Here is a 9572-nt window from a genome sequence, read left to right on the forward strand (position 1 = left end):
TTATCTCTCAACACTTCCATAAACGAATCGTGACTGTTCATTGTCACCTAGTTCGTTTGACCAGCGTTGTTGCATGGCTCAAGAAAACTGCTAGGTGTCATTCCTGCGGAAGCAGGAATCCAGCATAAAGTCAGATAACCTAAGCTTTTAATTTCAAAAATTTGCTGTATTTATACTTTTTTTTGGATTCCTGCTTTCACAGGAATGACCTAGTCACAGCGAATCTTACAAAAATTGAAACTGTATTTGTTAAGTTAAGACAGAGTTATTTAAAGCTCGGTTTAGAATTACCTAAACCGAGAAATAAATTACTACTTACCTAAAAGTGGATATGTAACATTTTTTAAGAATTTTCTTTTAATATAAGTATATACTAAAAATGTCAGTATGGTACTTGGAACATAGCGAATTATCGTAGGTAAATATCTTATTAAGGTCTTAGTTGAGACTAAGTCAGTAAACGGCGTACTTATGCTCTCTACTAACTCTCTACTTTTTGATCTTAAACAATCTAGAGTACGATATCTATTTTTGTATTTTAAATAACATCTAACAGCTTCAATAACCATAGAAGATATAATAGAAATTATTCCACTTTGCATAAGAAAATAAAATTCCATACTATCCGAACAATAACAATAATTAGCAATAATTATTAAAACTAAACCTAGAATATTAAAAAAATAGACAAATGATTTATCATAAGATTTCTCTTCTTGCTTAATGCTACTTTTTAATAATTAATATATTAGAGATTTTAAAATAAAGAAAACCGAATCCAAAATAGATTCAGTTGAATTTAATGATTTTTTATTTCGTATTACTTCTACTTACTACCGAATAAAGAAACAATTTTATTAATTAATGATTCAATATTAATTGCTGATTGAGTATATCTTATCTCTTCATTAGCCGCTAAATTTTCATCATCATTACCAGGTACAATTGAAATATATTTGCCTCCAAGTAACCCGCTGGTGACTACTTGGGCTTTAGAATCTTTAGGTATTTTAACATTATCATTAATATTTAGATATACACTTGCATAAAAGCTATTCGGATCTAAAGTAATTTTCTTTACACTACCTATTTTTATACCTGAGATCATTACGTCGCTTCCAACTGCTATACCCTCTGCACTCTGAAAATTAGCAGTTACCTGATAACCTTTTGAGCTAGTTATAGAACTACCTGTTTTGTAGGCAAAAATCAAAAATAGCAAAGCAATAATTAATACTACAAAGCCGATAATTGTTTCAATAATGTTCTGTTTCATTGTTTTTTATATTTTATTAATTAATTACGGTTGCCATCTACTATATTTAAGATTTAATGTTTTAGACGGCTTTTTAACTATTTTATTATTCTTTTGCCATGGGAAAAGCTGAATATTTTTCGGTATCTCATTTACTAAATGATGTAACCAAGCGTGCCAACTCGGCGGAATTTTTGTAGGTTCATTTACATTCTTATAAATAACAAACCTCCTTGGACGCCCTAAATAATCAATATTACGGCTTTCATAATATTGATTCAAAAATTCATCTTCTCCTACTTTTTTGTGAAAAAAAGTAATAAAAAACTTATCTATCCACGACATTTTAAAATTTCTATAGCAGTTTCTCTTCCTTGCACTGCAAGCTTATCGGCAGCAATATTACCTCTATTATTTGCATGACCTTTTACCCATTTCCAAATAATAGTATGTTTACTCAATTCTGCGTATAATTTTTGCCATAAATCAGCATTTTTAACGGGTTCATTGTTGCTTTTACACCAATTATTTTTTATCCAATTATGAATCCAAGAGGTAATTCCCTGTTGCAAATATTTACTATCGGTATAAATCTCAACATTACAAGATTTTTTTAAAATCCTTAATGCTTCAAGTGCTGCCGTAATTTCCATACGATTATTAGTTGTATCCAACTCATACCCAAATATTTCTTTGCTAGTATCATTAAATTGAAGCAAAGCTCCCCATCCTCCGGGACCGGGATTACCTGCACATGCACCATCAGTATATATAACTACTTTTGAATCCATATATGGGCATTAACTAGGTTTAGGTTTAGAAGAGTTACGAAACTTATCTAACATTATAACATTTGGATTTGGAGATAATAAAGTTTTATAACTTTTATTATTACTTATTTCCTCTTCATGTTGGTGATTTTCTTGTATATTTAACGACTGATTAAAAGTTAGGCTGTAATTATTATTGGAATCAACAAAGCTAATAAGTGCATCAAAAGGTACGTAAATTATTTCTTTAACACCGTCAAAACTTACCGTTAAGGAAAAACCGGTATCATTTACTATTAAATTTTCAAACTGATATTGAAGTACTATTGTTATCTGTTTTGGATATGCCTGTTTAACTTTTGAAGGTAAAATTACCGCAGGGTTATCGGTTCTGTACGATATGTATATTAACTGATCCCAATATAAATTTTCATGCTGAATCTTAGTTAGAATTTTTTTCACAAATTCTAGCATATATTCATTCATAAATTTTTTATATTCAATATTCATATGAAAAAAAATAAAATATACACTCTAAAAATAAAAATAGGTATATGAGTTATGTGGGGTTTTTCTGTTGCCCGGCAAACCCCCAGCCGCGTAGGATTAAGCTGCTAAAGCTGCACCTACGTTACGATTATTATCGTTTGCGTTTCTTTGTTTTGACCCATATGGCAAAAGCCATCGGCGGAATCATCCCGAGTAAAAGCAATCTTTTTATTAGGCACGTCGATCCTATTTCGCCCCCAAAAAATACTCGATGAACTTCAAAAATTGGCTACGTCGTTCTACAAGAGCTGCGGTGCTCACGCATTAAGTATACGCTCCGCTCCTCGCCTTGTGAACTCCTTACTCTTTTTGAAGTTGATCTTCGTATTGTCTACTCTTTATTATATATTTAAACTTTTCTAAATGACGCCGCTAATAAAGATGAATTTAAAGGAGACACGGAACGCAGAACCGCAGCGTACACAAGCGTACGTGAGGATTCGAGTACCGGATCGACGTACAAATTACCTTTAGAAGCAAGTTATTTAGAAAGTTTTGGTGGAGGCGTCGGGTACTGCCCCCGAGTCCGCAACCTCTATTCTAAATTACGTTTATTACTATAGCTATATTAGCACCAAATATTATGCCTTAATTTGATTAAAATGTAAAGGTCAAATAAGAATTCTAGATTTATATTAAAAATGGACTTATAATAAATTTTTAGAATTCTAAATTAAAAACTTAATCATGCTACCAAATCTTGGAATTATTGCAGGCAGAGGTTCATTACCTTACTTAATAACAAGTAACTACACAAAGCAAGGCGGCAAGTGTTATATAGCGGCGATTAAAGACGAAGCTGATATAGATCAAATTAAAGATTTTGAATATAAGATTTTAAAAATCGGTATGATTGGTGAAGCTATAAAATATTTTAAGGATAAGGAGGTAAAAAATATTATTTTTATCGGCGGAATTAATAGACCGAATTTTAAAAATTTATCCGTAGATAAAATAGGCAGTTTATTGCTTTTCAAAATAGTTGGGCAAAAAATTCGAGGAGATGATAATTTGCTAAAAATAGTAGCGGATTTTTTTGAAAGCTATGGTTTTAAAGTAATTTCAAGTAACGAAATATATAAAAATCAACAAGATAACTCCAATATTATAACTGATACCACCCTTACGAATTCAGATAAAAATGATATTGAGCTTGGAGTAAAATTGTTGAATCATTTAAGTTCATTCGATATTGCACAATCGGTTATAGTTGAAAATGGTTACATACTTGGTATAGAGGCTGCTGAAGGGACGGATAATTTAATAGCAAGATGTGCAGATTTACATAAAAATCCTTATGGAGGAGTGCTAGTAAAAATACCGAAATTAGGTCAAGATAATAGACTAGATATGCCAACAATTGGTCCTGATACTATAAAGAATCTTGCTAAATATAATTACAAAGGAGTAGCGATTCAGAAAAATAACGTAATTATAGTCGAAGAAGAATTAACTATAAAACTCGCTAATGAACATAAAATTTTTATAACAAAATGTTAGCAATAGGTATTACCGGTAGCTATGCATCGGGGAAAACTTTTATTTTGGATTCTTTAGCAGAAAAAGGATATAAAACTTTTTGTGCCGATAGATGTATAAAAGAATTATATCAAGATTTGAACGTACAAACTCAAATCTTAAAATTACTCCCTGAACTTGAATCTTTCAATATCGGAAAAATCAGTAATTTAATCTACAATAACGACCTAGCTAGAGAAAAACTACAAAATTTTAGTTACCCATTACTAATAGATAAACTGATTTTATTTAAAAAAGAAAATGCTAATTCCAAGTTTGGCTTTGCCGAAATACCGTTGCTTTATGAAGCTAAATTTGATAAATATTTTGATTTTGTCGTAACAATATACTGCTCTGAAGAAATAAGAATGCAAAGAGCAATAACGAGAACTTCATTTGATATAGAGATTTATAATAAAATCAAAGAAATTCAACTATCACAAGAGAGCAAAATAGCAAAAGCAGATTTTGCTATAAATAGCGGCGTTGATATGTTAGACTTGGAAAAACAAATAGAGAAGCTAATTCTTGTCATTGCGAGGAAATTGTAAGCTTGTTGTATGGTACTTATGTCATTCCCGCGTAGGCATTGTTGCGTAGACCCCCAGTCGTCATTGCGAGAAGAATTACGTAGTAATTCGACGAAGCAATCCAGTTAAAAATTCTGATTTATAGAATTTTTTTAATTATTTTCTGGATTGCCGCATCGCTTCACTCCTCGTAATGACGGTTTTGGTATCCACGCAACAATACCCGCTTGCAATGACGATTTTAAAAGAATAATAAAGGATTGGGAATGTCGAGTTTAAGAGAAATAATTTTAGATACCGAAACTACGGGACTTGACCCACGACAAGGTCACCGAATCGTCGAAATCGGTGCAATTGAGATGGTGAATAAGGTATTAACAGGCAGAAATTTTCATTTTTATATTAATCCTGAGCGAGACATGCCGTTTGAAGCTTATAGAATTCATGGCATATCCGGCGAATCTTTAAAAGACAAACCTCTATTTCATACAATAGCCGATGATTTTTTAGAATTTATTGCAGATAGCAAGCTTGTTATTCATAATGCTCCTTTCGATATTAAGTTTTTAAATCATGAATTATCATTATTAAAGAGAGCCGAAATCAAACTTTTACAACTGTCCAATGCTATAGATACTCTAGTTATGGCCAGAAGTATGTTTCCAGGCTCAAAATATAATCTTGACGCATTATGTAAAAGATTTAAAGTTGATAATTCAGGTAGGCAGCTTCACGGGGCTTTGAAAGATGCGGCATTACTTGCAGAAGTATATGTGGAACTAACGGGTGGTAGACAATCCGTTTTTAAGATGATTGATAAATCTGCCGGAATAAATAATTTAGCAACTAATCAAGTAAATAACAAAACAGAGCAAGCTACTATTGTTATTAAACCTACAAAAGAAGAGCTGCAAAAACATAAAGAGTTCATAAATAAGATTTTAATACCGGCTTAATTAATGTTATTCCCGCGAGGCTTTGTTGCGTGGATCTAAAAATACGTCCGGTGTCATGCCGTGGCTTGACCACGGTATCCAGTTTTTTTATTTTCATGGATTCCATGGTCAAGCCACAGCATGACACTACAGGCTTTTTTAACAACAATCCCCTTAAAACTTACCTATGAAAACAAACTTCCTTGTACTTATAACTTTTATAATACTCATCTCTTTAGGCTTTTGGCAGCTTAGTCGTTTAAAAGAAAAGAAATTATTTTTAGCCTCAATGCAAGCTAATCTTACCTCACCAGCAATTAATTTAGCAGAAATTCAAGACAATTTACCTTATCACAAAGTAAAAATTACCGGTCAATTTTTGCCTAATAAAGACATATATTTATACGGTAGAAGGTCAATGTCGAGTGAAAAAGACGGATATTATTTAGTTACTCCTTTTAAAACTATAGAAGATAAAATTATTTTAGTAGCACGAGGTTGGTTTAGTAATTGCAATAAAAATATTATCATCCAAGCTACAAACGACCAACAACATGAGATTATCGGTGTTACTATGCCGTCTGAAAAAACTCGTAGCTACTTACCTGCTAACGATATAAAAAATAATGTGTGGCTAACTTTAGATTTAAAAGAAGCCTCTCAAACCTTAGAATTAAATCTAGAGAATTTTTATATTATTGCGGAAGGAAAAGATATTAGCAATCTAGATATTTTATTACCTCTTTCAATAAATCATTTAGCAGCAATCAGAAATGACCATTTAGAATATGCCCTAACTTGGTTTGGTCTCGCTATTTCTTTAATAGTGATTTATATTGTTTATAAGCGTAATGTTATTTCTTCGTAGGGCATCTATGTCATTCCCGCGGAAGCGGGAATCCAGTGCTTTAAGACTTTTTAAAAGCTTGATTTATCTCGCTTTACCCTAGATTCCTGCTTTCGCAGGAATGACATAACCGCTATACAATAAAGATTTATAAATGAGCAATCTACAACAACAAGCATCCGATCCTAATTATTCCGTTTGGGTATTGGCTTCAGCCGGTACCGGTAAAACCAAAATCCTAACCGATCGATTTTTACGTCTGTTAATAACAGGTGTAGAACCTACAAATATTTTATGCCTTACTTTTACTAATGCTGCTTCTATAGAGATGCAAGCAAGAATTAATAGTAAACTTAAACATCTTTCTCTTTGTGATGCAGAAAAATTAGAAAATGAACTCTTCTTAATGAGCGGCAATAAGCCGCTACCGCAAGAAATAGAAAACGCAAAAACTTTATACGATAAAATCCTAAATAGCAACGAGCCTTTAAATATCTATACAATTCATGCGTTTTGTCAAAAAATCCTTAACACTTTTCCTTTAGAAGCAGGTATCATACCGGAATTTAAGATTCTTGAAGAAACCAAATTGCAAGATATTTTTCTAAATATCAGAAATGAAATTTACCTAAGCGATGAACATAATGATTTAATTAAAATTTTACTTAACCGCTTTCATGAAATAACATTGCAAGATATTTTTACTGAAATAATCGAGCAGAAAATTAAATTCAAGAAGTTATTTACTCATAAAACTATTCCGAAAGAAATATCTAATAAAAGATTAGCGTTAGGGGAATTAAATAATATTTACGATAAGGTAAAAAACTTATTTGCAGAATATGATTTGGAAATAGAACCGAAAGAAATTTTTTTTACCAAAGACGGAAAAAAACGTAAAAGCCTTTTATCGAAAGAATTAATAAGAAAATATCCTAAATTATTGTTAGAGCTAGAAAAAATCACCTCTGAAATTTACCGATTAGATGAGCTGCGTCGCATAGAGGAGCTAGAATATCATACGAATTTACTTACTAAACTTGCTTATATTATTTTAGAAAAATACGATTCATATAAAGAAGAAAATAATTTACTCGATTACGATGATTTAATTTATTACACCGAGAAATTACTGAATAATAAAACTACACATGAATGGTTGCTACATAAGCTGGAGAGTGAAATAAATCATATTCTTGTCGATGAAGCACAAGACACAAGCCCCCAGCAATGGAATATTATCACCACTTTAATAACAGAGTTTAATGCTGTAGATAAGCCACAAAATGTCATACCAAGGCCCCGCCACGGTATCCAGGAAAAAATAAAGAAAGACTGGATCCCGCGATCGAGTCGCGGGATGACAATTTTCATAGTAGGTGACGATAAACAATCTATCTTCAGTTTTCAAGGAGCTGATCTTCATAATTTCAGCTTAGTGAATGAGCAACTAAAAACAAATCTTACAAATGCTAATAAGAAGTTCAAAAATATCACGCTTGAATGCTCATATAGATCATGTGCAGAGATTTTACAATTTACTCATAATGTTTTGAAAAATATAAAATCTAGTTACCCTGGTTTATTCCTTTCGGATAATCCTTTAATATCCTCGTTTCGTACACATCAAGGCTCTATAGCGGTATGGCCGTTAGTAACCAGTGAAAAACAAGAAGAACTTTTTTGGGCATTACCTGAAGATTATAAAAATTCTAAATCCGCCGCTGATTTACTCATAGAAAAAATCGTAAATTTTATACAAGAGCAAATAGAAAGCAAAGAAATTTTGCCATCTACCGTAAGCAGAATATCTGAAAAAGATTTCATGATATTAGTACGAAAACGAGATGAGTTTAGTAATAATCTGATAAAAGAACTTAGCAAAGCGAAGCTTAAAGTTGAGATAAGCGATAGAATTAACCTTAAAGAAAATCTAACGATAATGGATTTAATCTCGATAGCTAAATTTGTGTTATTATCTGATGATGATTTAAACCTTGCCGGCTTACTAAAATCGCCGATTATCGGTATGAACGAAGAGCAATTATACGAACTTCTTGTAAATAAAACCGATAATAGACCTCTTCGGAAACTCGCTTATAGGGAGGAATTTGAAGGAGACACGGAGCACAGAACCGCATCGTACACAAGCGTACGTGAGGATTCGAGCACCGGTTCGACGTACAAATTACCCCTAGAAGTAGAGTTTCCGAAGAGGTCTAATAGTTTATGGGATAATCTATCTGCCTGTGAAGAAATATACGCTAAGTTAAATTCCCTAATTGAAATTTATAAAATATCTACTGTTGAGAATTTCTTTGATTTAGTGGTGAATAATCTAAATTTACGAGAAATTTACGATGATGATATGATAAATGAGCTATTAACATTAAGCAAAAACTATACAAATGATATAGATAATTCACTGCAAGGATTCATTGCTTGGTTTGAGAATAACGATATCTACATCAAACGTGATATGGAGCATTCAGACAAAATAAGAGTAATGACCGTCCACGGCTCTAAAGGGCTTGAAGCTCCTATCGTTATATTATGCGATTCTACTACTTTGTCGGTAAGTAGCAATAAATTTATTTGGGACGATAAAGGGGAAGTAGACCTCTTTCAAACGTCAGCTAATAAAGAGGAATTTGAAGGAAACACGGCACGCAGCACCGCAGCGTACACTTTAGTACGTGAGGATGCGAGTACCGGATTGACGTATAAATTACCTTTAGAAGCGAGTTATGAAATAGGTCGAATGTTCTTCTCTGCTAATGCTGCGGACACACCCACATTTTTACAAGATCTGAAAGAAGCTGAAAAATTAAAAGACTTACAGGAATATATAAGACTACTCTATGTTGCAATGACAAGAGCTAAAGATCGGCTAATTATATGCGGTTTTAGTAATAAAGCAACCGCTCCTGAAAATTGTTGGTATGAAATAGTCAAACAAACTTTTGATTAACAGCTGCTTTATTAAGTCATTATTCGGCTTTCCAACTCTCCTAAACGTTGCTCGATTCTCTCTATATCTTCTTTTGTAACAGGATTTTTTAATAAAAATGCAATTTCATCTTTTAGCATGTTTATCTCTTTTTCAGTAGAATCTAATACTATATCGTAAATGCTTTTTTTGCCTTGATTTGAGACTTAAATGCTCCC

The 9572-nt window shown here is 32.3% G+C and carries 11 protein-coding genes and 1 other RNA gene; 6 read left to right on the forward strand and 6 right to left on the reverse strand.

Annotation, left to right across the window (positions count from 1 at the left end):
* Positions 1 to 311: 311 nt before the first annotated feature.
* The 6 genes from SB78_RS08225 to ssrA all read right to left on the reverse strand — a co-directional run bounded on the left by SB78_RS08225 (position 312) and on the right by ssrA (position 3187).
* The gene (locus tag SB78_RS08225) at positions 312 to 725 is read right to left on the reverse strand and encodes a hypothetical protein (protein ID WP_241773760.1); all 414 of its coding nucleotides are present in this window, start codon (positions 723 to 725) and stop codon (positions 312 to 314) included.
* 101 nt (positions 726 to 826) lie between these two features.
* On the reverse strand, positions 827 to 1276 hold the full coding sequence (gene mlaD, locus SB78_RS04970; RefSeq protein ID WP_041079031.1) for an outer membrane lipid asymmetry maintenance protein MlaD: 450 nt from the start codon (positions 1274 to 1276) through the stop codon (positions 827 to 829).
* A 24-nt stretch (positions 1277 to 1300) separates the two neighbouring features.
* Entirely contained in the window at positions 1301 to 1600 is a 300-nt protein-coding gene (locus SB78_RS04975; protein WP_041079032.1) for an NADH-ubiquinone oxidoreductase subunit NDUFA12 family protein, read from the reverse strand.
* Positions 1588 to 2046, reverse strand: coding sequence for a ribonuclease HI (gene rnhA / locus SB78_RS04980; protein ID WP_041079034.1), 459 nt, complete (start codon positions 2044 to 2046; stop codon positions 1588 to 1590). The genes SB78_RS04975 and rnhA overlap by 13 nt, the downstream gene beginning before the upstream one ends.
* 9 nt (positions 2047 to 2055) lie before the next feature.
* Complete coding sequence (locus SB78_RS04985; protein ID WP_041079036.1) at positions 2056 to 2535, reverse strand: SspB family protein; 480 nt, start codon at positions 2533 to 2535, stop codon at positions 2056 to 2058.
* A gap of 52 nt (positions 2536 to 2587) precedes the next feature.
* Positions 2588 to 3187, reverse strand: a transfer-messenger RNA (tmRNA) gene (ssrA, locus tag SB78_RS04990).
* 74 nt (positions 3188 to 3261) lie between these two features.
* Between ssrA and SB78_RS04995 the strand changes: the two genes are divergently transcribed.
* The 6 genes from SB78_RS04995 to SB78_RS05015 all read left to right on the forward strand — a co-directional run bounded on the left by SB78_RS04995 (position 3262) and on the right by SB78_RS05015 (position 9375).
* A complete protein-coding gene (locus SB78_RS04995) occupies positions 3262 to 4074 on the forward strand; it encodes an LpxI family protein (protein ID WP_041079037.1) in 813 nt (270 codons plus the stop codon).
* Complete coding sequence (coaE, locus tag SB78_RS05000; protein ID WP_041079038.1) at positions 4068 to 4643, forward strand: dephospho-CoA kinase; 576 nt, start codon at positions 4068 to 4070, stop codon at positions 4641 to 4643. The genes SB78_RS04995 and coaE overlap by 7 nt, the downstream gene beginning before the upstream one ends.
* A 245-nt stretch (positions 4644 to 4888) precedes the next feature.
* Positions 4889 to 5578 carry a DNA polymerase III subunit epsilon gene (gene dnaQ / locus SB78_RS05005; protein WP_041079040.1) on the forward strand — a complete coding sequence of 230 codons (690 nt, stop codon included), beginning with the start codon at positions 4889 to 4891 and terminating at the stop codon, positions 5576 to 5578.
* A 29-nt stretch (positions 5579 to 5607) separates the two neighbouring features.
* Positions 5608 to 5748, forward strand: coding sequence for a palindromic element RPE4 domain-containing protein (locus SB78_RS08230; protein WP_158510107.1), 141 nt, complete (start codon positions 5608 to 5610; stop codon positions 5746 to 5748).
* Positions 5745 to 6425 carry an SURF1 family protein gene (locus SB78_RS05010; RefSeq protein ID WP_041079042.1) on the forward strand — a complete coding sequence of 227 codons (681 nt, stop codon included), beginning with the start codon at positions 5745 to 5747 and terminating at the stop codon, positions 6423 to 6425. The genes SB78_RS08230 and SB78_RS05010 overlap by 4 nt, the downstream gene beginning before the upstream one ends.
* Before the next feature lie 133 nt (positions 6426 to 6558).
* On the forward strand, positions 6559 to 9375 hold the full coding sequence (locus SB78_RS05015; RefSeq protein ID WP_041079044.1) for a UvrD-helicase domain-containing protein: 2817 nt from the start codon (positions 6559 to 6561) through the stop codon (positions 9373 to 9375).
* The last annotated feature ends 197 nt before the right edge of the window (positions 9376 to 9572 follow it).

Origin of the sequence: Rickettsia asembonensis (assembly GCF_000828125.2) — a bacterium.
Lineage (GTDB): Bacteria > Pseudomonadota > Alphaproteobacteria > Rickettsiales > Rickettsiaceae > Rickettsia > Rickettsia asembonensis.

Excerpts from the sequence above, each read along its gene's own strand:
- mlaD (WP_041079031.1), bottom strand. The coding sequence starts at position 1,276 with ATGAAACAGAACATTATTGAAACAATTATCGGCTTTGTAGTATTAATT.
- SB78_RS04975 (WP_041079032.1), bottom strand. The coding sequence starts at position 1,600 with ATGTCGTGGATAGATAAGTTTTTTATTACTTTTTTTCACAAAAAAGTA.
- rnhA (WP_041079034.1), bottom strand. The coding sequence starts at position 2,046 with ATGGATTCAAAAGTAGTTATATATACTGATGGTGCATGTGCAGGTAAT.
- SB78_RS04985 (WP_041079036.1), bottom strand. The coding sequence starts at position 2,535 with ATGAATATTGAATATAAAAAATTTATGAATGAATATATGCTAGAATTT.
- SB78_RS04995 (WP_041079037.1), top strand. The coding sequence starts at position 3,262 with ATGCTACCAAATCTTGGAATTATTGCAGGCAGAGGTTCATTACCTTAC.
- coaE (WP_041079038.1), top strand. The coding sequence starts at position 4,068 with ATGTTAGCAATAGGTATTACCGGTAGCTATGCATCGGGGAAAACTTTT.
- dnaQ (WP_041079040.1), top strand. The coding sequence starts at position 4,889 with ATGTCGAGTTTAAGAGAAATAATTTTAGATACCGAAACTACGGGACTT.
- SB78_RS05010 (WP_041079042.1), top strand. The coding sequence starts at position 5,745 with ATGAAAACAAACTTCCTTGTACTTATAACTTTTATAATACTCATCTCT.
- SB78_RS05015 (WP_041079044.1), top strand. The coding sequence starts at position 6,559 with ATGAGCAATCTACAACAACAAGCATCCGATCCTAATTATTCCGTTTGG.